This window comes from Psychrobacter sp. NG254 (genome assembly GCF_015277735.1).
In the GTDB taxonomy this organism is placed as follows: Bacteria; Pseudomonadota; Gammaproteobacteria; order Pseudomonadales; family Moraxellaceae; genus Psychrobacter.
In genome coordinates this window covers 63,602-88,287 of the sequence record NZ_JADHDA010000007.1, presented here as the reverse complement: position 1 = coordinate 88,287, position 24,686 = coordinate 63,602, and the positions used below count along the sequence as shown (strand labels likewise).

Below are 24,686 nucleotides of genomic sequence, written 5' to 3'. Positions count from 1 at the left end.
TCAGGCGACGACTAAGGTTAACACTAAACACGCCTTACTTTAACTCATATGATCAGAGCCCTAGCGCAGCCAATGCCTCACCAATGGTGTGAAACGAACCGCATACGACGATTAAGTCTTGCGCTTGGCTGGCTTCTATTACCGCATTCGTTGCCGACTTTAGGCCATCAAACACATGTATAGCATCACTATCAATATAATTGACCAAAATGCTCTGTAGTTGCTGGGTACTTGCCGCACGTGGATAATCAATCTCAGCGATGAACCACTCGCTAATGGGCAACCCTGCCGCAGTCAAACGCTGTACCACCTTATCGATGTCTTTATCACCAAGCATAGAGAACAGCATTTTAATCTTTGGCGGGGTGACAGTCGCTGAGCTATTTTGATTAAGCTGACTGTCTACATGCTGCTGCCAAAAAGGTAATAGCTGTGCTAGTAAGAACTCAACGCCTTGCTCATTGTGCGCCACATCAAATAGCCAATGACGACTGCGGCTCTCACGATAATCAAAACGCCCTGCCAGCTTGACTGTTTGTAGTGCTTGCTCGATGGCATGGATATCGACATCCAATGGACTGGCGAGTACTGCTGATAGTGCATTGGCTGTATTGGTCAGTGATAGCGCTGGACGTGGTAATTGCAAAGTCACTGCTGCATTACTATACTGCCAAGTATCTGAGCTGATATCACGATAGCTAAAGTCACGCCCTATCTGATAGCAAGTCGCTTGCTGAGTATTGATGCCGTGCTGCACGCTGTCTGGCATCTCGCTTGACCCATAAACTACAGAAATCCCATTACGTAATATACCTGCTTTTTCGCGGCCGATGTCTTCAACATTATCACCTAGCCAGTCGACATGATCGATGCCAATATTGGTAATCACTGCCATGTCAGGATCAATGATATTGACCACATCCAAGCGTCCGCCTAATCCTACTTCTAATACCCATACATCGCAGTCTGCTTCAGCAAATATCAACAAGGCTGCGAGCGTTGTCATCTCAAAGAATGACAAGGTCAAATCACACTGTAAGCGGGCAACTTCTACTTTGGCAAAGGCAGCAATCAGAGTCTGGTCACTAACCATCTCACCATTCACACGTACGCGCTCATTGAAGGCACTGAGATGTGGCGATTGGTACAGTGCTGTCTTATATCCTGCAGCTTTACACATTTCGGCGATGACAGCAGTTGTAGAGCCTTTGCCATTAGTGCCTGCCACGGTAAATACATAAGCGTCATCTTTGGCTGATTGCACTACTCCTAATGCCTCTGCGACAGGAAACACACGTGATAATCCCATATCGATCGCAGACACATGAATCTGCTGCATATAGTCTAGCCACTCAGTCAGACTAGATTCGTTATTAGGGCTACTAGGGTTGGGTGCTAAAAGGTCAGACATGAATAAAACCTATATAAAATTTAATAAGAGATAAAAATATATGTATTAGCTAAAACCAAAAATAGCATTTACCGCGCAATGACGATAAATGCTATTAGAAGGTCTTGCATATGCAGTAGATGTTAGCACGCGGCTAAGCTGTTATGCACTCAATAAATGACTCGATATACTGAGTAACTTACCTTATCGAGCATCTCACTTTACTGAGCATCTACGTTTGGTACGCGGCATAGTTTTGCAAGCAGACGATAGATCGTATCAATTAGCTGATGACGATGCACCACTTCATCTACTACGCCGTGCTCTAACAAGAACTCGGCACGCTGGAACGGCTCTTCTAGCGTCTCACGGACGGTCTGCTCAATCACTCGCTTACCCGCAAAGCCAATCATGGCTTTTGGTTCTGCTAAATGAATATCACCTAGCATCGCGAGTGACGCGGTAACACCACCGTACACAGGATTGGTCAATACCACAATATAAGGAATACCAGCGATTCTTAAACGCTCGATAGCTGCAGCAGTCCTTGCCATTTGCATTAATGACAACAGGCCTTCTTGCATACGCGCACCGCCAGAAGCAGCAAAGCACACTAAAGGTATCTTTTGTTCTAGCGCTTTTTCGGCTGCTTGCACAAAACGGTCACCAACGACTGACCCCATTGATCCGCCCATAAAGCGGAAATCAAAGGCACAAGCAACGATATCAAGATTACGCAGTTTGCCATACATAGCAACCAGCGCCTCAGACTCGCCTGTTTTTTCTTGTGCTTCACTCATACGTGCAGGATATGGCTTGCTATCCACAAATCTGAGTGGGTCTTTTGCCGTGAACTCTTGCCCTGTCTCGCCTTCGACTTGATCCAGCAACCAATTCAAACGCTCACGAGCGCTCATCGGCAGATGGTGATCACAGTGTGGACACACATAGCAGTTAAAGATAAGCGCGGTGTTGGTAATCATCGAATGACAATTACTACATTTGGTCGACGGCTCGGTCTCTACCGCTGTCAATTGGGCAGTTAATTGCTGCTTGATACCTGGTATCGGACGATTGAACCATGACTGCCCCGCATTGCTGTTTGGCGCGGTGGTAGCAGTCGTGTTATCGGGTGTTGTTATTGTATCAGTCATATTATTTGCCATCATAAAAGGCTTACTGACAAGTTGGCTCATTCGCTTGTCATTGAAAGTGTCATAGTGGTCTGCGCTAAGCATTACATTCAGTCATAACATGAGCCATTATACAGCACGATTACGTGTTTAACTTTTCACTTACGCACTGATAGGTTGACTGTGTGCTTATCAATAGCCGCTCGTGACAAATAACAGCTACTAGACCCTATATAATAGTCGTATTAGTTTACACTCGTAAACTAAATTTAGCAAAGTCATTTGATATTGTCTTGGGTCGGCACTGATAGCCATGTAAGCTTGTAAACCAAAGATGACCACATTTGGTCATCTTGCTATCTATATACTAAAGTTCCACTACTATGCGCTTAAGCTGTCTAAAGCACTGCGCAGCTCATCCATTTTTTCCATGATTTTTTGCTGAGCATTTGCAACAGCAGCCGCGTCGTTGGCATCGATATCGGCAAAGTTCTGCACCAACGCACTACCGACGATTACGCCATCTGCATGAGTACCAATTGCCTTGGCTGATGCGCCATCACGGATACCAAAACCAACGCATACTGGCAGGTCTGTCTCTGCTTTAATTGCTTTAACTTGAGTTGCCACAGCATCAGTATCTAGCGTCGCTGAACCTGTCACACCTTTTAGCGATACATAATAAATATAACCACCACAATGAGTCAATACTTGCTCACGGCGCTCAGGCAAGGTCGTTGGCGACAGCAAGAAAATCTCATTCATCGAATGATCTGTCAAATGCTGAGTAAAGCTGCCCGCTTCTGCTGGCGGTAAATCTACCATCAATAAACCATCAACGCCTGACTGTTCGCATAGCGCCACAAAGTTGTCATAGCCGATGATTTCAACAGGATTGAGATAGCCCATCAAGATGATTGGCGTCTGCGTGTCTGTTTGACGAAATTCTGCAACCATTTTTAGCGCATCACGGGTACTCGTACCAGCGGCCAATGCACGCTCACCAGCCAAAGCGACAACAGGGCCGTCAGCCATTGGGTCAGAGAATGGCAGACCAACTTCGATCATATCTGCGCCGTGCTTCACTAAATCGTGCAACAGACCTACGGTAGTGGTCGGATTAGGATCGCCTGCCATCACATAAGGAATCAGGGCTTTTTTATTTTGCGCTTTTAAGGTTTCAAAGGTAATTTCAATTCTTGTCATAATGGTCTCTTAATTATTATAAACTGGCTTGTTTGACCTTTCATTTAATAATCTATATTGAACAATAAAAGGTCAAACAATTTTTCCTATAAAGAATAATCTAGTAACTTATTGCAAATGCTCGTTACTACATCTCAATCCCTTCTGCCTTCATCACTGAATGCAAGTCTTTGTCACCGCGACCTGACATGTTGACGATGATCGTCTGATCTGGTGTCATGGTTTTAGCCAGTTTCAATGCATAAGCGACGGCATGAGCAGTCTCAAGCGCAGGAATGATCCCTTCTTTGCGAGTTGCCTCATGGAAGCCTTCTAGCGCCTCTTTATCCGTACAGCCCACGTATTCAACGCGCTTCATGTCTTTCAAGAAGCTGTGCTCAGGGCCAACACCAGGATAATCAAGACCTGCTGAGATAGAATGTGTCTCTTGAATCTGACCATCATCATCTGCCATCAGGTAAGTACGGTTACCGTGCAGTACACCGATACGACCAGCTGCTAGTGGCGCTGAATGGCGACCTGTTTCGATACCGTCGCCTGTTGCCTCGACACCGTACATCTTAACGTCAGTATCGTTCAAGAAGTCAAAGAACAAACCAATCGCATTTGAGCCACCACCGACACAAGCAACTAATGCATCAGGCATTTTGCCTGTTTTTTCTAAATGCTGAATACGTGCTTCTTTACCGATAATCGCTTGGAAATCACGAACCAATAGCGGATAAGGGTGCGGGCCTGCAACCGTACCAATAATATAATACGTGCTATCGACATTGGTGACCCAGTCGCGCATCGCTTCATTCATCGCATCTTTGAGCGTACGTGAGCCAGAGGTTACTGGCACTACTGTTGCGCCAAGCAGACGCATACGATAGACGTTCATCTTTTGGCGCTCGACATCGTCCGCGCCCATATAGACGATACATTCTAGCCCTAAGCGTGCCGCAATCGTTGCCGTGGCTACGCCATGCTGTCCTGCGCCAGTCTCAGCGATGATACGTTTTTTGCCACACATTTTGGCAAGCAATGCCTGACCAATGGTGTTATTTACTTTATGCGCGCCTGTATGGTTTAGATCTTCACGTTTGAAATAAATTTGCGCACCGCCGATTTCATCGCTCAAACGCTTAGCATGATAAAGCGGCGTTGGACGACCAACATAATTGACCAAATCGTTGTGATACTCTTCCCAGAATGCTGGATCGGCTTTGACTTTAGTATAAAGCGCTTCTAGCTCTTCTAGAGCAGCCATTAGCGTCTCAGAGACAAAACGACCCCCATGTACACCGAAATGACCGCGTGCATCAGGGTATTGGTTAAAATCCTGTACATTTTCAGGATTGGTAAAGGTGTTTACAGATTGTGCAGTGGCAGATAAATCTTTGTTCTCGACATGACTCATGATAATTCCTACTGTAATAAGTGGTATTTTTTAGATAACTTTAGATAACTAGAGAGAAAATAATAAAAGGGATAACAACGTAATAAGATTCAAGCAGAAAATCGGAATAACGATCAACTAAGCAGATTATGTATAGCAAACAACTTGATACAAACCCACTTAGATGGCGCCAGTGACCGTAGCGTTTTGCCATCGATCGCGCTTGACCGCTTTCATAAAGGCACGCATTTTGGCAGCGTCTTTTTTACCTTTATCAACCTCGATACCACCGCTCACATCGACGCCATAGATAGGCAAGTCCAACGTAGCTGCGACATTGTCGGCATCGAGACCACCTGCCAATATGATCGGCAGTGCACTGTCATGTGGAATGAGACTCCAGTCAAAACGCTGCCCTGTACCGCCGTATGCATCTTGATGATAAGCATCCAGTAAAATACTACTGGCACCTGCGGTCGCAAACTGGTTAATCTGAGCGCGGACACTATCGAGGGTATCTTGCTCTGTATTGATACGTAACGCTTTAATCCAGCGTTTATTGGTTATACCTGCTAGCTGTTGGCACTGCTCAGGCGTCTCATCACCATGGAACTGGATAATATCAAAAGAGACGTTGTTTGCTAATTTAATCAGCTCATCTTCAGACATATTGACCACCAACGCCACCACGCTGACAAAAGCAGGTACAGCAGCGCTCAGGGTTTGCGCCTGCTCTATCGTGACTGCACGTGGACTTGGTGGATAAAACACCAAACCCACTGCATCTGCACCTAGCTGTGCCGCAGTCTGTATATCACTAAGCTGAGTAAACCCGCAAAACTTAACGTGCATTTTGTGACCTTGCGTTTCATGGTACTGAATATGACACCGATTATAGCGGCATCAGATAGGTTCAAGCTAAAGATAAATCGTTAGATGTGATGAGGTTTTGTTAACCAAACGGCAAAGCCATTGCATCCAAAAACTTATCCTAGCATACTTTTATCCTTAGTTTTGTTTATGATTGCGATTGATTAATATAGGGATACTTCGATGTCTAAGACTGCACAGACAGCCGCTACTGATACTGATACTGATACTGACGACAACGCTACTAGCAAAAATCCACTCCATTACTTGATGTGGTTTCGCCGTGACCTACGTATCCATGACAATACCGCTTTAGCAGCGCTTTGCGAACGTGCAAAAGAGGACAACGCCTCAGTGTCTGCCGTATTCTTTTTGACGCCTGAGCAGTGGCAAGCGCATGATACCTCCCTTGTCCAAGTCGAGCACATTGCCCGCACGTTACCTATCTTAGCAAAGACATTGCAAGAAAAACTAAACATCACCTTGATCGTTCAAGTTTGTCCAAACTTCTCAGACTGTATAAAGGCGCTCACAACCTTATGCAATGAAAATGAAATCAGCTGCGTCATGGCCAATCATGAGTACGAGGGCAATGAGATTGATCGTGATGAACAATTAAGCAAACAACTGGCAAAAGACAATATCGAGTTTGTCCGCTGGCATGATCAATGCATTTTGCCACCGCAAAGCATCACGACCAATGATGGCGATAGTATGTATAAGGTCTTTACGCCGTTTTATAAAAAGTGGCGACATACGTTGGACGTCAGCACCATTCAAATGCATGAAGCACCCGCAGTGGATAGTGATTATAAAATCAAGCTAAAATCATCGCAAACGTTTGCTAATACAATTGACGATATCAAAGCACTCAGTGAAAAAATGCTGAGTCACTACCAGCAGACATTAGAAAAGAACGAGTCTTTGCGACATATCGATATGACAGCTCAGCTTAACCAAGCAAGAGACGCCTATCCTGCAGGTGAGTCTGCCGCTTGCCAGCGCCTAGAGGTATTCGTCAATGATGACATCAATGATTATGATGTCAGCCGCGATGTACCGCACCTACATGCCACCAGTCAGTTATCGGCTTATCTGACTATCGGCTCTATAAGCCCTAGGCTTTGCTATCTACAGGCAAACGCAGCACAAGAGAAACTACATGGCAATGATGGCGACAATGAGGACATCAATCGCTGGATAAGCGAGCTTGCCTGGCGAGACTTTTATCGGCACGTGCTGGTCGAAAAGCCAAACCTGATTCGTCATAAGGCGTATAAAGAAGCGACAGATACCAAGATTAACTGGTCGTATAACACTGATACTTTTGAAGCATGGTGCACAGGCATGACAGGCGTGCCGCTCGTAGATGCTGCGATGCGTTGTATGAATGCGACGGGGTTTATGCATAATCGACTGCGTATGGTCACAGCGATGTTTTTGACGAAGGATTTATTGATTGATTGGCGCTTGGGTGAGCGTTATTTTATGCAGCAGCTCATAGATGGGGATTTTGCGTCCAATAATGGTGGCTGGCAGTGGAGCGCTTCTACGGGCACTGACTCAGCGCCCTACTTCCGTATTATGAATCCCTTTAGTCAAGCCAATACTCATGATGCCAAAGCCGAATTTATCAAAACGTGGCTTCCTGAACTACAGGATGTCCCTGCTACTATTTTGCATAGCGAAGATAAGATGCGTAAAGAATTAGGAAAAGGTGGTAAGTTTAACGATGTTGATTACCCTGCGCCGATGGTTGAACATAAAGTAGCTCGTCAATTGACTATTGCTGAATTTAAAAAAGAAGCTTAAGTTTTAGAAAACAACTAGCAGACTAGCCATTCGCAGTGGCGGGCAGTTGACACGCGCCTGCGCCTTGGGTAGTGACAGTCACTACTGCCCCTGTTAATGCAAATAGCTGCTGCAATTGGGTTTGGGCGTTTTGTAGTGCCATGGTCATGACATCACCACGACAAGCACGCTCTAGGACTTCTTTTTTGGCCATGCTCTGTGCTTGGTCAAATATCTTGGGGTCAACTTGCATCATGCCAAATGCCCCTGTCTGCCAATCATAAATCTCGATATCGTCTAGATATACTGAGAATATCTCTGAGGGCGGCAAAGTAATATTGATTTGCGGCATAGCTGTGTTACTCATTGCTCCTAGTTCACCTTCTGTTGTCTCATCAGATTGAACTGCTGGCACCACTTGCACCATCTCTGGCGTCAATGCACTCAGATCTACCCCTGCCTCTACGCGACCATGCGCGATGAACAGCCCTTTTTGCTCATCTTGCCACAGCTTTTGCCAACTGCCATTGCGCTCACTGGTGATAACCGTATCAACACTGAATGAGACCGTTTCCAAACGATTCAAATTTTGGATTTGAGTGACTACACCTTCGCGGGTAATGGTTTCTATCGGTGCTTCTTTGGTACTGTTTTGAATACTATAAATTGCAAATACAATGGCAGCTAGGCCGATAAGCAAAACCACCCACGACATCTTTGCGATCGGGGTTTTGGTAGGCTGGCGAGTTGTATTATTCATATCAGGACTATTCATAGAAGCTACCTTTATGTTGTATCGTTTTTTATGAGCCATTATAAAACTAGAGTCCGCAAAACCAAAATCAACGTCTACAGTTTAGATATGACTGTCATGCTATAACTTCAAGTAATCGCTACCAATCTTCTACATAATGACGTATTAAGCTACCTCTGAAATATAGCGCTTTTTTGTCGTAAATTTATATAAACGTCTCCGTTATTTGAGCCTTATTTTCGCCGTTACGTAACGTTCGGTCTGAAAAAACAAAAAGTCATTGCGTCTTAGGCCAACTTTACCTAACATAGTCAGATTGTATGCATAAAATGTCAGTGTAAATGCATTTATCAGACTTTTGATCTGAATACTTTGCATTTCGACATGATGATATCTCAATTCAAATCTACCCCTCTTTCATAAGGGTGGTTTTTGCTAATATGCTTTTTATATGAGCATGTTCGTCACTAGGGAATACCCTAGATTCTTGCTAAGTAATAAAGGTAAGTTTGCCGCGGCAGTGAAACGATTGACCGTACGCTCAACATCCTACTATTTCTTCTTATTTTTTTATCGTTGATAAGGTTCCGCTTTATTTATGAAAGCCAGTCAATTTTTATTTGCCACACTAAAAGAAACCCCAAGTGACGCCGATATCGCCTCAAGCCAATTGATGGTGCGCGCGGGTCTTATCCGTAAAATCGCTTCTGGATTATATATTTGGTTGCCCATGGGTTTACGCGTCTTACAAAAGGTCGAACGCATTGTTCGCGAAGAGATGCAAAACATTGGTGCACAAGAAGTGCTCATGCCCATGACCCAGCCTGCTGAGCTTTGGCAAACGACCGGACGCTTCGACGATTATGGCCCTGAATTATTAAGATTCAAAGACCGTCATGATCGCGATTTTGTACTGGGTCCTACGCACGAAGAAGTGATTACCAACCTAGCACAAGGTGAGCTTCGTAGTTATAAACAGCTACCGATTACTTTCTTTCAAATTCAAAACAAATTCCGTGACGAGATTCGTCCACGTTTTGGGGTGATGCGCGCCCGTGAATTTACCATGAAAGATGCTTATTCGTTCCATGTTGACCAGGCGTCTTTGGCCAAGACTTACGATGATATGTATGAGGCTTATACGCGCATCTTTACCCGTTTGGGTCTAGATTTTCGTGCCGTGCAAGCCGATACGGGTTCTATTGGTGGCTTTGCATCACATGAGTTTCATGTGCTCGCAGACAGCGGCGAAGATGACATTGCTTTCTCAGATGCCTCTGACTATGCTGCCAATGTTGAACTTGCCGAATCGGTAAGCACAGCAGAGCGTCAAGCGCCGAGCGTGGCACGTGAAAATGTGCTAACAGAGAATATGACCACTTGTAAGATGGTAGCTGAACATCTGGACATCCCACTCACGAACACGGTTAAAACCTTGATTGTGCATGGCCATACCGAAGACGATCAACCACAGCTGATTGCTATTGTATTGCGCGGTGACCATCAGCTAAACACCATCAAAGCTGAAAAAATCGAAGAAGCCAACGTACCACTGACATTAGCTTCTGATGAAGAATTAAAAGCGGCCGGTTTGCACAAAGGCTATATCGGCGTCGACTTAGACATGCCAGTTTTCGTTGATCGCTCGGCTGCCACATTGTCCGATTTTGTGGCTGGTGCCAATACAGTCAACCATCACACCATTGGCATGAACTGGGTACGAGATGCCAGCATCACACGTATTGTTGATGTGCGCAATGTGCAAGAAGGCGACCCTTCTCCTGATGGTAAGGGCACGCTGAAAATCAAACGTGGTATCGAAGTGGGTCATATCTTCCAGTTAGGTGATAAGTACTCACAAGCGCTCAACTGCCGAGTTTCAGGCGAAGACGGCAAACCGGTCACGCTAATGATGGGTTGCTACGGTATTGGTGTGAGCCGTATCATCGCTGCTGCTATCGAACAGAACAACGATGAAAATGGCATCATGTGGCCACAAACGCCGCATACCGCAGACTCCATTTCGCCTTTTGAAGTCGCCATCATACCCATGAAGTCAAAAGAAGATACTGTCATGCAAACGGCCATGGCATTGTACGAAGAGCTAAAAGCTCAAGGTGTCAATGTGTTGCTAGACGATCGTAACGAGCGTCCTGGTGTGAAGTTTGCGGATCTTGAACTGATTGGTATTCCGCATCGTATCGTGGTATCAGACCGCAACTTGGCTGAAGATAAGTATGAATACGTGAATCGCCGCGATACCGAAAAGCAGTTATTAAGCCGCGAAGAAGTACTGGCCACTGTGATGAACAAATAGCATTACCAGTAAAAGCAGCCATATAAAAAGCGCCTATCTCAAATAATGAGGTAGGCGCTTTTTATTTATGGCTAACTGCAAATTGCTATTTGATATGATATTTCTTAGCAATTACCTTACTACGTTTCTGTGTCTCATTAGCTGTACACACATCAGCACCAATCATGGCGTATACCACAGAGTTGTTCATTTCCCCATCATAATCAAAGTCGCATTGATGATTACGAGCCTTTAGCCAGAGTATTTGCTCTTTATCAAGCTGCTGCTTTTGAGTGGGTGATAGCGTACGATAAGCCGTCATATAAACTTTATTTAGCCTGTTTTTTTCTACTATAACGGCCTCTTTGGCACAGTCGTATGACTGCTCCATGTACAGGCTTTCACAAACATACTCATTATCAGCTGCTGCCTGCGCTGATAACATCGTAGAAAACGATAGCACAGCTACGCCCACTACCGTTACAACATGCGTTCTCAATTTCATACTGGTATCCTTACCTTAGATGAATAAAGTTGATTGATTATAGGGTGTCACCGTGACTCACAACATCGATATTTATTTACTGACGAATTAAACGGCTCGGCTGTGGCAGTAAATTTATATCACTCACGCGGCAAGGGTTGATATCGATACCGCCACGGCGCGTATACCATGCGCGAACCAACAATGCGCTTGGCTCATAATATCGACTCAAATCAGCAAATATCTGCTCGACACATTGCTCATGAAAGCCATTATGCTGACGAAAACTCAGTACATAGCGTAGCATTGAAGCGTGATTAACAGGCGCTTGGCTGGTGATGGTAACAGAGAGAGTGCCCCAATCAGGCTGATTGGTGACCGGACAATTGCTGCGTAATAAATTAGAATAAAAAGTCACTGGCGCACGGCTACCAACCTCTGCTGTGACATCACAGGTATCTGTTTTACTATCATTCAATAGAGAAGCATCGGGATGAGCCACTAGCGCAACTTTGTCTGCGCTGTCTATCAAAGCGCTGTCGATACACACACCCTCAGGCTGAGTAATCAGCAATCTTGACTGGCTGTCTTCTAATGCAAATAGTTCAACCGTTACCTCTGCTTGTACGCAAGCAGAGAGATCTTTTGCAACCAATTGCTGTACGGTATCCCAACTGGCAAATTCTGTAAAATTAAAGCTGTTTAAATACAGTTTTAATGATTTAGACTCCACAATATAAAGCGAGTGTGCCGGAATACTAAAACGTGCCATCGCAACCTGTGATATCCCTTGCAGATTCAGCCAAGATACCTCAAACGCGTGCCACCAGTCGACACCTACAGCCAGCTTGTCATCTTGCCAACCTATGGCATCGCGACCAATACTACGGGCAATGGGATATAACGTTTGCGGGCTATATTCAGTCGGATAATCTGTGGTTTGCTCGCCTAAAATACCGTGTATGCTCATAAATTGCCTTCTAAACTATAGAATATATTTAAATAATAAAGGGGTTATTTTACAGCAATAACACGCTGGTCGATAATGAATTTGGCTTAAGCAAGCATCAGCACTTAATTGCCCAATCGGCTTATCAAAGATATTTTATTAAAGACAGTGTTTCCATAGCCTGTCTAAACTTGCTAGCCGCATCAATCCCTAAAGAGATGCCATAAAAAAGCCCAACAATGTCAGGCTTTGATAGTAAAACGGTTTGTTTGTTTATAACAATTTTGGTTACAAGCGCACGCGTGAACCGTTGCTGAGTAAGCGATAAGCAATGGTATAAAATATCGCACAGAACACAAAAATAGCAGCCATTGAATACCAAACATTGACATCAGAATAGCCCAAAATACCGTAACGGAATGAGTTAACCATATAGACGATAGGATTCAATAGCGAGATATTTTGCCAAAATGGTGATAGGTTTTCCATTGAGTAAAACACGCCGCCAAGATAGGTCAGTGGCGTCAATACAAAGCTTGGAATAATAGAGATATCATCAAATGAGCGCGCAAACACGGCATTGATAAAGCCGCCAAGCGAAAATAGAATAGAGGTGCCAAGTACCGTAAATATGGTCACGAATACATGCTCAATACCGAGGTCAGTAAAGAATAGCGCAACGATTGAAACGATAACCCCAATGGCCAGTCCACGGAAGATACCGCCGCTGATATACCCCATCAGAATCGCGTGCTTGGATACTGGCGAGACCAGTAGCTCTTCGATACTAGAGGTGAACTTAGCACTAAAGAAGCTCGACACCACGTTAGAGTAGCTGTTGGTAATGATCGACATCATAATCAGGCCAGGTACAATAAACTGCATGTACGGCACCCCGCCCATCTCACCCACACGTGAGCCGATCATTTTACCAAAGATGACAAAGTACAAGCTCATCGTGATAACTGGTGGCAGCAATGTCTGTGGCCAAATTCGTATTATCCGGCGCACTTCTTTTAATAAGATGGTGCGAAAAGCAATCCACTTTTTGCTCCATGACATGGTTTTATTAGGATCTATCATGTCCTGACTCATAATCCCGCCTCCTTCATACTGTCTGCACTCTGAATATTTTTATCTACTAAGCGCATAAACAATTCTTCTAATCGATTGGCTTTGTTACGCATGCTGCCTACGGTAATACCCTGCTTCGATAATTGAGTAAAGACATTATTCATTGACTCACCTTCTGTCAAGGTTACCTCAATTGTCTGATCATCAGGTTGCGCGACCCCTGTTACCCCGTCCAAAACCAATTGATGAGTAAGCGGTGTTTCCAAATCAAAGACAAACGTTTCAACAGACAGCTGTGCGAGCAAGTCTTTCATTTCTGTATTGATACGAATCTCACCATGATCCAAGATAGCGATACGCTTACACAGTTGCTCAGCTTCTTCGAGATAATGCGTCGTCAGAATAATGGTGGTGTTTTCTTCAATATTAATCTGCTGCATAAACTCCCACATAGAGCGGCGCAGTTCAATATCTACACCTGCTGTTGGTTCATCCAAAATCAATAATTTTGGCTTATGAATCAGCGCACGGGCAATCATCAAACGGCGCTTCATACCGCCAGATAGCTCACGTGACTTACTATCGCGCTTATCCCATAGTCCAAGTGCTGTTAATAACCGTTTTGCCCGAGGTTTAGCTTCTTTGGCCGGAATACCGAAATAACCCGCTTGGGTAATCAAGATATCTTCGACTTTTTCGAACATATTGAAATTAAACTCTTGCGGCACTATGCCAAGATATTGCTTGGCAATCGATGGATTCTCTAATAAATCCGTCCCAAAAATATGCACGCTGCCTGTGGTCGGCTTAAATAACGAGCTGATAATGCCAATCATGGTTGATTTACCAGCACCATTGGGACCGAGTAGCGCAAAGAACCCACCTTGAGGAACGGTTAAATCAACCCCTTTTAATGCCGAAAACCCATTATCATAGGTCTTAGACAAGTTTTTTATCGTAAGTGCTGGCACATCAGACATGAAGACCTCTTTGTTTGTCATAAATATTTATAAAAAGCGATTTTGGAATAATAGGCCGTGTTGAACATTCAACGATCATACTGACAGAGACCCTATAAGGATGTAACAGTATAAAAATGTTCAACACACTCTACTCTTTGAAACAATCGGCGGTGTAATCTCATAAAGTGAGGCTGCTGATGGCAGATTTCAACTGCATCATATTCGAAGTACCATATTAATAATACTCATCATGCAAAAGCGCCTATCTCATCACTGAAATAGGCGCTTTTTGGATAATTATGGTCAAAGCAAAGCTTCACAAAATACTAAATAACCATTAGCTTGCTTCTGCAACCATATAATCGACAGCATTTTGGACTTCTTCATCAGGGATGTCAGCACCACCTTTGGCAGGCATCGCGTTAAAGCCATTGATAGCATGAGTATAAAGAGTATCTTTACCTTTTGCTATACGTGGACCCCAAGCACCTGCATCACCAAAGATAGGCGAGCCAAGCAGACCAGCTGCGTGACAAGTATGACAGACCGCGTTGTATACATCTTTACCTTCACGAGGACCGTCACCAGCTGCTGGGCCAGATGAACGTGCTGTCACATCACAGACTTCATCGTCTTCAAAACAAATGGTCGCAACAGGTTGAATACGAGCGATCAAATTGGGATACAAAGCAATCAGCTTTTGTACTTGCGGCGTATCTTGTGGGATTGGTACTTCTTCAGCGGCAGGGGCAGGGGCTGCTGCTGCGGTTGCTTCTCCATCCTTTGCTACGGCGGCGTCATCAGCAGGCGCTTCGCCATCAGTCGTATCTGCGGCAGCTTGAGTCTCGTCACCTAGCATTTGAGGTGCGGCCTCTGCAGCTTCTTGGCCTTCTGCCACATCTGATACAGTTACAGGAGTCTCTACAACATCTTCAGCTTGGCTCACCGCGATACTAGCGATTCCTAGAATGGCAGCTGCCGATAACATAACTACTTTTCTCATTCGTCACGTTCTCTTATTACGTATACAATGGCTTGCACGGCTCAGACATTCTGTCTGTCCTCGTTCGATGACCTCTAAGTCATCAATAGCAGACAGCCATCCCGCGTGCTAGCACACTTGCAATCGGTGATTATAAATATGAATTCTCCCCAACATTATAAGGGAAAAGGCAGGTAAATTGCCATGCTTGTTTAATGACTTGGCTGTTTTTTCTCAAAAAACATCAATCATGAGCGTCATTTATTGGCTTTATGGTTTTTATTTGATAGACTAGGCGGTCTTAATTTATCGACACCTCGTACTTTTTATTCATGCTTCTCAGCATGGTTTTATCAGTACAGCATTCAGTCGTTATATGCGCTCGTAGCTCAGTTGGATAGAGTATCGGTCTCCGAAGCCGAGGGTCGTGGGTTCGATTCCCGCCGAGCGCACCAATAATCCGCATTATCCTTGTCAACTTCTGTCATCACATCATAGAACGTATTTTCAGGCTCAAGCCTTGCCATCTCTGCTATTTGAAATATCTCAAATGCTGTTGGCTTTATTCTTCCTGTTTTCCAGTCGCTAAAACGACTAGGTGATGTACCTAGTTTTTCAGCCATTTTCTTTTGTGACTTCTCGAAATATTTAGCTCTTGCAATTAGCATTTCTAATTTCATGTCATTTACTCCGCTTGCATAATTCTCATAATTGTTATAAATTCTCAAAATGAGAACAGATAGTTGTTTTCGTTAATTCAATCTTACACTATTCTGGAGTGTCAACTATGTATCAATTATATAAAAGTCTTTCTGAGTCCGTCCAGCCTATCTCTGATAGTCCTGTCGAGGTCTTAACCCTTTGCTCCTGTCCTCCAGAAACTTCGTCATGCGCTGTCAAATGTGATCTTGATGAAGTGGGCGGGGGCATCTTTAATATTTCGCACCTTGAAAAACTAGCTTTCTCTTATGGTTCTAATGCTTATCCAGTTAATGGAACGTCTGTTCCTTCCAACTTGGAGTAATGGCTATGAACTATCAGCCTTTCTTAGAAATGCATGTCTTGTTGTCTGATGAATTATTGTTATTCATTAAGGCTTTTTTTATATTTCTTTTAGTTGTTTTTCTTTCTATTGCTCTTTTGATTTTTAGAGATCGCATTAGTAAATTACATTTTTAGTATTTAATCATTGTCCTATTATTGGCATCAGCGGCAGCGCTCAAAAGTATTAGGTTTAATGTTTAAGTTTATATTTTTCCTTACTGTCGTTCTAACCGTTGTATGTGTTGTAACTCTTTTTATCTCGGTACGTTCTAAGAGTTGATAAGAATTAATAATTTAACCGTTTTACAGACGGTCGAATTATTAATCATTGATAACAGTCTTTTCTGTTATCAATGATTAATGATTGACCCAACAACCGAAGGGCGTTAGCTGATGATTTTTTATGCGACTGAAACCGAATTTAAGCAAGCCGCTTTTAATCTTGTAGCGCGTCTTGTTTCCGATAAAGCCAGTAAGGTTATAGCGACAGGTAATGTCGCTGACATCGGAGAAGAATGCTTAGGCTACTTGGAAGAAGTGACGGTCGAAAATCAGTTGTCGCCAGTGACAGTTTCGGCTTACTTGGAAATAATTCGCAGTGAGAACGAGCTTATAAGTAGGTTCTTTGGTGAGTAGCTTTGACAGGGCTTGTTGCTTTAGTTTAACGCCCCCGCCGCCGCCGAAGAATTGAGGGTGTTTGCAGGTGTAGAAAATGTAAGTGATAAAGAGTGAAGTTAACAAAGAACGAATGACCGCAGAGAATGTAGTCGACTTAATGTAGTGATTGGTAGCGTATGCACGAAGCCGTAAATATCGGAGAGTCAAGAAAGGCGGCGGGGGCATATTTAAACTTAGTAATAATGACTGTTAAATCGTGGGAACGAAAAACCCCCACTTGTAACACGGGGGTAACGAAGGATGGCTGACATGAAAACGACACTTAACTACAGAAAACAGATCTCTGACATAGCATCTAAGCAAGAGCTTACCATTCGCACCGCTAAGGGTGTTGAATTAGTGCCAATCCGTATGCCTGTAGGTACTGAGCAAGTCATTATTGATGCTGTTAACTTTGTTACTTCTGTAGAAACCTTCGGAGAATTTGACCAAGTATTGAACGACACAGAAATGTCAGAAGCCGAAAGGCTAGAACTTGTCAAAGAATTTGTCTTTGAGATAACAACGGTTTTATCTGATATTTTCGGCTCTGATTTCTCAGATGCAACCTATAACGGTAAAGGCATTCACTTTTATAAGTATGGTTTTAGCATTGGCAACAACGATGCCAAGCTCGGCACAATAGCAATAGGTGGTCAAAACAATACGGTACTAATCATGATAACTGGTACTGGCTGCCAATATGCCGATAACTATTGGGAGCATAACCTATACAACTTTTTAAAGTGTGACGCTACTAATCCAAAGCTCACACGCATTGACCTAGCACATGACGACTTTGAAGGCATTTACTCGTCACCTGAAATTGCCGATGAGGCTGACAGTCAAGGTATGTTTGCCCTAACTAATCGTATGCCTACAGTCCAGCATCTAGGCGACTGGAAACGTCCCACTGGTGCGGGTCGTACTCTCCAAGTAGGTAAACGCGAAAACGGCAAGCTATATCGAGGTTATGAGAAAGGCAAAAAGTTTGGTGATGTTGACAGTCTTTGGTTTCGTAGTGAAGTCGAGTTTGGTACTGCGGGCCGTCACCTACCCTTTGAAATGCTTATAGCCCCTACTCAATATTTTGCAGGTGCTTACCCTTTCTGCTTGGAGCTTGTAGAGCACGCAAAAGGTGAAATATTCGACACGGTTAGTCGTGTTCCCTGTACCAAAAAAGAAGCTGAAATCAGTTTAAATAAATCTATTCAGATTTGGAAACATCAAGCGGGTCGTTACATCGCTGCCTATCGTGAATTGTTTGTTAAAAAAGACAGTCAAGGCAATTTAATACCTGATGATACGTTGATCCTTGACCTTCTCCAAACTGAAAAAAAGGATTTTTATCCAAAACGTCTAAGAGTCCATGAAAAGTTTATTAAAAATCCGCCAACATACGCGCCGTGGTCGGACAATCATCAAAAGTGCGCTATACCATTCTAGGAGTATAACCCATGCAACAACGAGTAACGATAACTGGTGCTAAACGCTCTAAAGGCGAAATGGAAGGTCGTCCATACGACAGCACTAAAATTTATGTACAAACCAAAATGAACGTCGATAGCGGCGATATGATGGGCTTTGCTACTACTGAATATAACTGGGGCTTGTCTGATAACTTTGACAAGTTGCTTGGCCTTAAATTCCCTATTCAGGCTGATGTTGATATGGAACTTATCACCTCTGGTAAAAGCTCTAAAATTGTTGTTCTCGAAGTCACTCCGATTACATCACAAATACAAGCTAAGGCTTAAATAATGAATACGGTTTACCAATGTGTCGAGCTTTCAGAGTCTAGCGAGTGCGTCCAATGGCAGGCTGTACCCGATTACGGTGGCTATAAACTCACCAATGAACAGATGATGACCTTTATTTTTTCAATCGCAGCACTTTTCGCCACCGTAGCAGCGATAAAGATTGTCAGACGTACATTTTTTTAAACAAAAGGAATTAACCATGTCAGAAAATCAAATCGTACAAGTAACTGATGCTAAAGCACCAAGCAACGTAACTAAGTTTGCGACTGTAGTGGGTGCAACCACTGCTTACGCTCTCACGTTGTCTAGTGCTCATGCCGAAGCTATCGAAATCCCTGCAATGACTGATATTGTTACCATGATTACTGGTATGGTCGCCGTTGTTGCTTCTGTCGGTATGGCTGTTCTATCTGTTTACGCAACTGGTCGCGTATTCAAATGGGTTAAAGCTGCGTTCTAATGAGCTTCTCGCCCGAATTCGTCCTACAAATAATTGCGATGGTTTGTATCATCGTCGCAATTAGGGACGCGCTCAATTTATAACTAAATCAACCAATAGAATATATAAAGGACTTTTCATGCACATTAACCTACTGTATCGAAAAGTTCTTTATGTGTTTTTATCGTTACTGATCGTCTTTGCAAACACACAAACGGCTTTCGCTGCCTCCTCTTGGTCTGTCACTAGCGCTGTCTCTGCTGGTTCTCGTACCGTTGTCTCTGCCTCAAAAGCTGGTTATAAATCTGCTGTTAACATTGCTCCCACTGCTGGTCGTCTTGCTTTAAAACTTGGTAAAGGTGCTAACTGGGCTGCTCTTGTTTATGCTGCTATACAGCTTGCCCCTGACCTCGCTGATATTGATTCTTTTAGACCTGAATACGCACAAGATAGAGTTGCTTATGATCTTAAACCACAAATTAAAAGAGCTTATGTAACAAGTGCGGGTAAAAGTTATGTAAGCATGGAAGACTCTTGTAAGTATTACATTTCCATTAAGTACCCACGCGCCACTTATAATAAGGTTTCCCAAACTTCTTCAAATTCTTTTTCATGTTATTTTGTTTTAGATGGTTCTATTATTCCCACAAACGGGCAGATACTTGATGAACAAATCCCAGCAAAAACCGAATATATCTCTATCCCTGCTGCTGCTGCTCAAGTTATTAAAAATGCTGATTCCGGTCATGCTTCCTCTAAGTCTGCCACGTTAGAAACTGCGACTGAAATGGTTATCGGTGGTCAATTTGATGCTGATTTATTGTCCGGTGCTGTTCCCACTTCTGATAACAAGCCTCTTGTTCCTTCTGTTCCAATCTCCGGTAATGGTAACGTAACTCACGGTTCTGATATTGGCGTTGGTGATAGTGGTATGTCTGGTGCTAGTCCTGGCGATCAAGCTGATGCTGCAAAAGATGCTGCCGATGCTGCAAAAAAAGCGGGTCAAGCTGCTGTTGATGCTGCAAAAGATGCTGCAAATGCTGCTTCTGATGCTGCTGATGCTGCTGCTGATTTAGTCAATTCGGGTGCTGATACTGCTGCTATAGATGCCGCCAATGCTAAAGCTGCCGCTGCTGAAAAAGCCGCCGCTGATGCCAAAGCTGTTTCTGATGCTGCCGTTGCCGCTGCGAATGATCGCGCTGCTGCTGCTGAACGTGCTGCCGATGCTGCTACACAAGCCGCACAAGCTGCCGCTGATAAAGCTGCCGCTGATGTTGCTGCTGCAAAAGCCTCTGGTGATACTGCTGCACAAGCTGCTGCCGAAGCTGCCAAAGAAGCTGCTGATGCTGCTGTTGCTGCTGCCAAAGAAAAGCAAGCTGCTGCTGAAAAAGCTGCCGAAAAAGCCAAAGCCGAAGCGACAAAGCCTTTTGAACTCCCTGCTTTCTGCTCATGGGCTACGCCTGTGTGTGATTATATGACATGGGTTAAACAGGAATATTCAGGAATGAAAGAGTGGCTAACGCTTGAAGCTGTCGAGTCAGTAGATGACAACGTATCTATAACTGAAACAATAGAGGACGGTTGGCAGGACAAAGTTAATGCTGGTTATGTCTCTTTTCAATCTCAATGTCCTGACAATGTATTGATACCAGTTAGTCTTATGGGTGCGTCTCAAAATCTAAATATCAGTTATGCCCCATTTTGTCATTTTGCCAGTCTGATAAACCCTGCTGTCATATTGGGCGCATGGATTAGCGGCTTACTTATTATCTCAGGTGGTAGAGGTAGAGAATAAATAATGCCGACACAAGCGCAAGGGCAATCTCCGATTGTTTGCGCTGTGTCGGCTAAATAATCGAGGGCTTTACTATGTGGAAAATTATAGCTGGGGCAATTACTAGCACGTTTGGCGGATTGGGTAAGCGTGTTTTGCTTGGTATGGGCTTAGGTTTAGCATCGGGCGCAATCGTTTTTGCTGTCATTAATTACTATGTAAATAAAATTGTTGTTAGTGCTGGTGCGCTTGGTGATATGGCTGCAATTCTACATCTTGCAGGTATGGACGCGGCTGTCTCTATTGTGATCGGTGCTGTCATCGTTCGCGCTACTATCGGAGCGACTAAAATATCACTATCTAGGGCTGCTAAATAATGGCTACGGTTAGCAACGGCCTAATCAAGGGTCAAGGGCTTGTACTGATTACTGGCAAAAAAGGTGCTGGTAAATCGCACTTTGCCACCGCTCAAATAAAGTATATCGTTGATAACTTCCCTGACCACCCTGTCTATGCTGATATTGCTGGTCTGAATATCGAAGGTGTCGAGAAGTCACCAGATGACTGGCAAACGCTTTTAAATGAAGATGGTATCGCTAACGCTACCGTCTTTTATGACGAAGCCCAGTTATTAGAATGGGCTGATAACTCAAATACCAAAATCAGCTCTGATAGTCGTATTAAAAATATGACTATGATACGCCATGCTAACTTAAACATCGTTGTCATGACCCAAGACCCGACCTTCGTACACTCTGCCCTACGTAAACTCGTTGACGTTCATTATCATATTAGTCACCCTTTCAAAGATGGTAAACCCAAAGTTTTCCAGTTCGCTGGCGCAATGAGTACCATTGATGATAAGGGTGCATGGAAAGCTCACGCTGTCGAGTCGTTCACGCATAAGCTAGATAAAGAAACAACCAAACTTTATAAGTCTGTCGAAGATGGTGCTAATCATGACCAAAAGCGCAAGATACCAAAGCGCGTTTTGTATATGATTGGCTTTGTCATCGCTATTATCTTAATTGGTATTCCTGTCGGTATTTGGGGTGTTGGTAAAGTTTACGCCTTTATTGGTGGTGCTGAGGAACGTAGCGAAGAAATGCTAGGTAGTACCAAAGACAATACCGAAACGATAACAAGTGGTGGCAGTGCTGCCAGTGGTTTTAATAACCCTGCTATGGTCAATCCTGATGAGCTTACGCAAGCCCAATTAGATGAGTTATATAAAAAATATCTCAATGATTATACGGTCGAAGTTGGCAAGCATGACCTGATCCGACCTGATAGCATCATGTCAATGAACGGCACTTGTCGGGCTTATAATATGTATGGTGATGGTTTAAATATCACACAAGAGAAATGTTTTGATATGCTCGCCAATCCTGACAATAGACCGCATAAGCGTTCTTCTTCAATGGCTGCAAATAATAATAGTAATACCGCTAGCACAAATAATAATGTCAATGCTAACAATCAAAATACTGATTATGTAAACAACCCACCTCCCCCATTACCAAACAATAGTTAAAATTCCGCCGCAATTTTGCATATAGGAGTTTTAACGATGTTTAGTAAATTATCAGAAGTCATCGAGTATTATCAAGAATATCATCTGACCAAAAACAAGTATCAATATCGAGCGGATAACCTCCGCTTTTTTGATGCCTATAATTTAAAGGATTTAAGGAAAAAAGACGTAAAACAATATGCACAATTTAGGCGTGTCACTGTCTCCAATGCCACCATTAACCGTGAATGTTCTTTTGCTCGTGCTGCGATTAATCGAGTGAATGAAGATTACGAGTTAAAAATTAATAACCCTTTTGAAAATGTTAAATTTATCGAAGATGATTATATTGCTAATTACCTGAATAGGTCACAATATGAAAGGCTTTTAAAGTCTGCATTGGAGACAGACAATAACGATCTACATGATTTTATTGTACTGCTCACTATGACAGGTTGCCGCCCTATTGAGCTATTAACTCTGAAATGGTCAAACGTACACTTAGACAAACATCAATTTATTGTTAGAAATCATTATAGTAAGTCTAAGCGCACCATGTATAAATACTTGAATAATACCGCTTTGATGGTGCTATTGGAGAGACACGAGCAAGCAAAAAGTGATTATGTTTTTGCTAACTGTAAGACTGGCGACAGGGTGAAAAGTTATAGCAAAGGTTTTCAATTATGCAAAAAAAGAGCTGGCGTTAATTGTACTATGTATGATTTGCGCCATACTTACGCGTCATGGCTTATTCAAAAAGGCGTTGGGATTTATACAATTAAGGATTTATTGGGGCATGGTGATATAGAGAGTACGATGCGTTACGCCCATCTTGATTATGCTCAATATGTCGAAGCGGTCGATTTATTAGATTAACAATGTAATTTATTGTAACTGATAATTGTGCTCGGTAGGTCTCCGAAGCCGAGGGTCGTGGGTTCGATTCCCGCCGAGCGCACCAATAATCCGCATTATCCTTGTCAACTTCTGTCATCACATCATAGAACGTATTTTCAGGCTCAAGCCTTGCCATCTCTGCTATTTGAAATATCTCAAATGCTGTTGGCTTTATTCTTCCTGTTTTCCAGTCGCTAAAACGACTAGGTGATGTACCTAGTTTTTCAGCCATTTTCTTTTGTGACTTCTCGAAATATTTAGCTCTTGCAATTAGCATTTCTAATTTCATGTCATTTACTCCGCTTGCATAATTCTCATAATTGTTATAAATTTCAAAATGAGAACAGATAGTTGTTTTCGTTAATTCAATCTTACACTATTCTGGAGTGTCAACTATGTATCAATTATATAAAAGTCTTTCTGAGTCCGTCCAGCCTATCTCTGATAGTCCTGTCGAGGTCTTAACCCTTTGCTCCTGTCCTCCAGAAACTTCGTCATGCGCTGTCAAATGTGATCTTGATGAAGTGGGCGGGGGCATCTTTAATATTTCGCACCTTGAAAAACTAGCTTTCTCTTATGGTTCTAATGCTTATCCAGTTAATGGAACGTCTGTTCCTTCCAACTTGGAGTAATGGCTATGAACTATCAGCCTTTCTTAGAAATGCATGTCTTGTTGTCTGATGAATTATTGTTATTCATTAAGGCTTTTTTTATATTTCTTTTAGTTGTTTTTCTTTCTATTGCTCTTTTGATTTTTAGAGATCGCATTAGTAAATTACATTTTTAGTATTTAATCATTGTCCTATTATTGGCATCAGCGGCAGCGCTCAAAAGTATTAGGTTTAATGTTTAAGTTTATATTTTTCCTTACTGTCGTTCTAACCGTTGTATGTGTTGTAACTCTTTTTATCTCGGTACGTTCTAAGAGTTGATAAGAATTAATAATTTAACCGTTTTACAGACGGTCGAATTATTAATCATTGATAACAGTCTTTTCTGTTATCAATGATTAATGATTGACCCAACAACCGAAGGGCGTTAGCTGATGATTTTTTATGCGACTGAAACCGAATTTAAGCAAGCCGCTTTTAATCTTGTAGCGCGTCTTGTTTCCGATAAAGCCAGTAAGGTTATAGCGACAGGTAATGTCGCTGACATCGGAGAAGAATGCTTAGGCTACTTGGAAGAAGTGACGGTCGAAAATCAGTTGTCGCCAGTGACAGTTTCGGCTTACTTGGAAATAATTCGCAGTGAGAACGAGCTTATAAGTAGGTTCTTTGGTGAGTAGCTTTGACAGGGCTTGTTGCTTTAGTTTAACGCCCCCGCC

23 protein-coding genes and 1 tRNA gene are annotated in these 24,686 nt (G+C 43.1%); 13 read left to right on the top strand and 11 right to left on the bottom strand.

The genetic code is table 11. From position 1 onward, the window contains the following. Positions 1-52: 52 nt before the first annotated feature. The 5 genes from folC to IP510_RS12330 form a co-directional block, all read right to left on the bottom strand. Positions 53-1,411, bottom strand: coding sequence for a bifunctional tetrahydrofolate synthase/dihydrofolate synthase (folC, locus tag IP510_RS12350; RefSeq protein WP_194365146.1), 1,359 nt, complete (start codon positions 1,409-1,411; stop codon positions 53-55). Between the two features lie 200 nt (positions 1,412-1,611). Continuing rightward, complete coding sequence (gene accD, locus IP510_RS12345) at positions 1,612-2,556, bottom strand: acetyl-CoA carboxylase, carboxyltransferase subunit beta (RefSeq protein ID WP_194365211.1); 945 nt, start codon at positions 2,554-2,556, stop codon at positions 1,612-1,614. A gap of 348 nt (positions 2,557-2,904) precedes the next feature. Continuing rightward, positions 2,905-3,729: a tryptophan synthase subunit alpha gene (gene trpA / locus IP510_RS12340; protein WP_194365145.1), complete on the bottom strand. Its 825-nt coding sequence runs from the start codon at positions 3,727-3,729 to the stop codon at positions 2,905-2,907. Between the two features lie 127 nt (positions 3,730-3,856). Beyond that, positions 3,857-5,131 (bottom strand): tryptophan synthase subunit beta, encoded by a 1,275-nt coding sequence (trpB, locus tag IP510_RS12335; protein ID WP_194365144.1) that lies wholly within the window; start codon positions 5,129-5,131, stop codon positions 3,857-3,859. A gap of 159 nt (positions 5,132-5,290) precedes the next feature. Next, the gene (locus tag IP510_RS12330; RefSeq protein WP_320154200.1) at positions 5,291-5,992 is read right to left on the bottom strand and encodes a phosphoribosylanthranilate isomerase; all 702 of its coding nucleotides are present in this window, start codon (positions 5,990-5,992) and stop codon (positions 5,291-5,293) included. Positions 5,993-6,163: 171 nt separating this feature from the next. Between IP510_RS12330 and IP510_RS12325 the strand changes: the two genes are divergently transcribed. Further along, positions 6,164-7,792 carry a cryptochrome/photolyase family protein gene (locus IP510_RS12325; protein ID WP_194365142.1) on the top strand — a complete coding sequence of 543 codons (1,629 nt, stop codon included), beginning with the start codon at positions 6,164-6,166 and terminating at the stop codon, positions 7,790-7,792. A 22-nt stretch (positions 7,793-7,814) separates the two neighbouring features. Here IP510_RS12325 and IP510_RS12320 read toward each other — a convergent pair whose 3' ends face one another. After that, positions 7,815-8,546, bottom strand: a complete 732-nt coding sequence (locus tag IP510_RS12320; RefSeq protein ID WP_227669753.1) for a DUF4230 domain-containing protein — start codon at positions 8,544-8,546, stop codon at positions 7,815-7,817. Between the two features lie 577 nt (positions 8,547-9,123). Here IP510_RS12320 and IP510_RS12315 point away from each other — a divergent pair. After that, complete coding sequence (locus IP510_RS12315; protein WP_194365141.1) at positions 9,124-10,842, top strand: proline--tRNA ligase; 1,719 nt, start codon at positions 9,124-9,126, stop codon at positions 10,840-10,842. Positions 10,843-10,927: 85 nt separating this feature from the next. Here IP510_RS12315 and IP510_RS12310 read toward each other — a convergent pair whose 3' ends face one another. From IP510_RS12310 to IP510_RS12290, 5 genes are all read right to left on the bottom strand, one after another. Next, positions 10,928-11,326, bottom strand: a complete 399-nt coding sequence (locus tag IP510_RS12310) for a lysozyme inhibitor LprI family protein (protein WP_194365140.1) — start codon at positions 11,324-11,326, stop codon at positions 10,928-10,930. A gap of 76 nt (positions 11,327-11,402) precedes the next feature. Continuing rightward, a complete protein-coding gene (gene queF / locus IP510_RS12305; RefSeq protein WP_194365139.1) occupies positions 11,403-12,275 on the bottom strand; it encodes an NADPH-dependent 7-cyano-7-deazaguanine reductase QueF in 873 nt (290 codons plus the stop codon). 267 nt (positions 12,276-12,542) lie between these two features. Continuing rightward, complete coding sequence (locus IP510_RS12300; RefSeq protein WP_194365209.1) at positions 12,543-13,316, bottom strand: ABC transporter permease; 774 nt, start codon at positions 13,314-13,316, stop codon at positions 12,543-12,545. Between the two features lie 29 nt (positions 13,317-13,345). Continuing rightward, entirely contained in the window at positions 13,346-14,308 is a 963-nt protein-coding gene (locus IP510_RS12295; protein ID WP_194365138.1) for an ABC transporter ATP-binding protein, read from the bottom strand. Positions 14,309-14,627: 319 nt separating this feature from the next. Beyond that, positions 14,628-15,293, bottom strand: coding sequence for a c-type cytochrome (locus IP510_RS12290; protein WP_194365137.1), 666 nt, complete (start codon positions 15,291-15,293; stop codon positions 14,628-14,630). 357 nt (positions 15,294-15,650) lie between these two features. Between IP510_RS12290 and IP510_RS12285 the strand changes: the two genes are divergently transcribed. The 11 genes from IP510_RS12285 to IP510_RS12235 all read left to right on the top strand — a co-directional run bounded on the left by IP510_RS12285 (position 15,651) and on the right by IP510_RS12235 (position 24,647). After that, a tRNA-Arg gene (locus IP510_RS12285) sits at positions 15,651-15,727 on the top strand. Between the two features lie 982 nt (positions 15,728-16,709). Further along, positions 16,710-16,952, top strand: a complete 243-nt coding sequence (locus IP510_RS12280) for a hypothetical protein (RefSeq protein WP_194365136.1) — start codon at positions 16,710-16,712, stop codon at positions 16,950-16,952. Between the two features lie 291 nt (positions 16,953-17,243). After that, complete coding sequence (locus tag IP510_RS12275) at positions 17,244-18,419, top strand: replication initiation factor domain-containing protein (RefSeq protein WP_194365135.1); 1,176 nt, start codon at positions 17,244-17,246, stop codon at positions 18,417-18,419. An 11-nt stretch (positions 18,420-18,430) separates the two neighbouring features. Further along, the gene (locus IP510_RS12270; RefSeq protein WP_194365134.1) at positions 18,431-18,730 is read left to right on the top strand and encodes a hypothetical protein; all 300 of its coding nucleotides are present in this window, start codon (positions 18,431-18,433) and stop codon (positions 18,728-18,730) included. A 3-nt stretch (positions 18,731-18,733) separates the two neighbouring features. Next, a complete protein-coding gene (locus tag IP510_RS12265) occupies positions 18,734-18,916 on the top strand; it encodes a hypothetical protein (RefSeq protein WP_194365133.1) in 183 nt (60 codons plus the stop codon). A gap of 16 nt (positions 18,917-18,932) precedes the next feature. After that, complete coding sequence (locus tag IP510_RS12260; RefSeq protein ID WP_194365132.1) at positions 18,933-19,193, top strand: major capsid protein; 261 nt, start codon at positions 18,933-18,935, stop codon at positions 19,191-19,193. 118 nt (positions 19,194-19,311) lie between these two features. Next, positions 19,312-20,967, top strand: coding sequence for a virulence factor TspB C-terminal domain-related protein (locus IP510_RS12255; RefSeq protein WP_194365131.1), 1,656 nt, complete (start codon positions 19,312-19,314; stop codon positions 20,965-20,967). Between the two features lie 74 nt (positions 20,968-21,041). Beyond that, on the top strand, positions 21,042-21,323 hold the full coding sequence (locus tag IP510_RS12250; RefSeq protein ID WP_194365130.1) for a DUF2523 family protein: 282 nt from the start codon (positions 21,042-21,044) through the stop codon (positions 21,321-21,323). After that, positions 21,323-22,480 (top strand): zonular occludens toxin domain-containing protein, encoded by a 1,158-nt coding sequence (locus IP510_RS12245; protein ID WP_194365129.1) that lies wholly within the window; start codon positions 21,323-21,325, stop codon positions 22,478-22,480. Before IP510_RS12250 ends, IP510_RS12245 begins: the two co-directional genes overlap by 1 nt. A gap of 36 nt (positions 22,481-22,516) precedes the next feature. Next, the gene (locus tag IP510_RS12240; RefSeq protein ID WP_194365128.1) at positions 22,517-23,338 is read left to right on the top strand and encodes a tyrosine-type recombinase/integrase; all 822 of its coding nucleotides are present in this window, start codon (positions 22,517-22,519) and stop codon (positions 23,336-23,338) included. A gap of 1,066 nt (positions 23,339-24,404) precedes the next feature. Continuing rightward, positions 24,405-24,647, top strand: coding sequence for a hypothetical protein (locus tag IP510_RS12235; RefSeq protein WP_194365136.1), 243 nt, complete (start codon positions 24,405-24,407; stop codon positions 24,645-24,647). The last annotated feature ends 39 nt before the right edge of the window (positions 24,648-24,686 follow it).

Coding starts and splice junctions, on each gene's coding strand:
- accD (WP_194365211.1), bottom strand. CDS start 2,556: ATGGCAAATAATATGACTGATACAATAACAACACCCGATAACACGACT.
- IP510_RS12325 (WP_194365142.1), top strand. CDS start 6,164: ATGTCTAAGACTGCACAGACAGCCGCTACTGATACTGATACTGATACT.
- trpA (WP_194365145.1), bottom strand. CDS start 3,729: ATGACAAGAATTGAAATTACCTTTGAAACCTTAAAAGCGCAAAATAAA.
- IP510_RS12310 (WP_194365140.1), bottom strand. CDS start 11,326: ATGAAATTGAGAACGCATGTTGTAACGGTAGTGGGCGTAGCTGTGCTA.
- folC (WP_194365146.1), bottom strand. CDS start 1,411: ATGTCTGACCTTTTAGCACCCAACCCTAGTAGCCCTAATAACGAATCT.
- queF (WP_194365139.1), bottom strand. CDS start 12,275: ATGAGCATACACGGTATTTTAGGCGAGCAAACCACAGATTATCCGACT.
- IP510_RS12320 (WP_227669753.1), bottom strand. CDS start 8,546: ATGAATAGTCCTGATATGAATAATACAACTCGCCAGCCTACCAAAACC.
- IP510_RS12300 (WP_194365209.1), bottom strand. CDS start 13,316: ATGTCATGGAGCAAAAAGTGGATTGCTTTTCGCACCATCTTATTAAAA.
- IP510_RS12250 (WP_194365130.1), top strand. CDS start 21,042: ATGTGGAAAATTATAGCTGGGGCAATTACTAGCACGTTTGGCGGATTG.
- IP510_RS12295 (WP_194365138.1), bottom strand. CDS start 14,308: ATGTCTGATGTGCCAGCACTTACGATAAAAAACTTGTCTAAGACCTAT.
- IP510_RS12265 (WP_194365133.1), top strand. CDS start 18,734: ATGAATACGGTTTACCAATGTGTCGAGCTTTCAGAGTCTAGCGAGTGC.
- IP510_RS12235 (WP_194365136.1), top strand. CDS start 24,405: ATGATTTTTTATGCGACTGAAACCGAATTTAAGCAAGCCGCTTTTAAT.
- IP510_RS12280 (WP_194365136.1), top strand. CDS start 16,710: ATGATTTTTTATGCGACTGAAACCGAATTTAAGCAAGCCGCTTTTAAT.
- trpB (WP_194365144.1), bottom strand. CDS start 5,131: ATGAGTCATGTCGAGAACAAAGATTTATCTGCCACTGCACAATCTGTA.
- IP510_RS12240 (WP_194365128.1), top strand. CDS start 22,517: ATGTTTAGTAAATTATCAGAAGTCATCGAGTATTATCAAGAATATCAT.
- IP510_RS12290 (WP_194365137.1), bottom strand. CDS start 15,293: ATGAGAAAAGTAGTTATGTTATCGGCAGCTGCCATTCTAGGAATCGCT.
- IP510_RS12245 (WP_194365129.1), top strand. CDS start 21,323: ATGGCTACGGTTAGCAACGGCCTAATCAAGGGTCAAGGGCTTGTACTG.
- IP510_RS12270 (WP_194365134.1), top strand. CDS start 18,431: ATGCAACAACGAGTAACGATAACTGGTGCTAAACGCTCTAAAGGCGAA.
- IP510_RS12315 (WP_194365141.1), top strand. CDS start 9,124: ATGAAAGCCAGTCAATTTTTATTTGCCACACTAAAAGAAACCCCAAGT.
- IP510_RS12275 (WP_194365135.1), top strand. CDS start 17,244: ATGAAAACGACACTTAACTACAGAAAACAGATCTCTGACATAGCATCT.
- IP510_RS12260 (WP_194365132.1), top strand. CDS start 18,933: ATGTCAGAAAATCAAATCGTACAAGTAACTGATGCTAAAGCACCAAGC.
- IP510_RS12255 (WP_194365131.1), top strand. CDS start 19,312: ATGCACATTAACCTACTGTATCGAAAAGTTCTTTATGTGTTTTTATCG.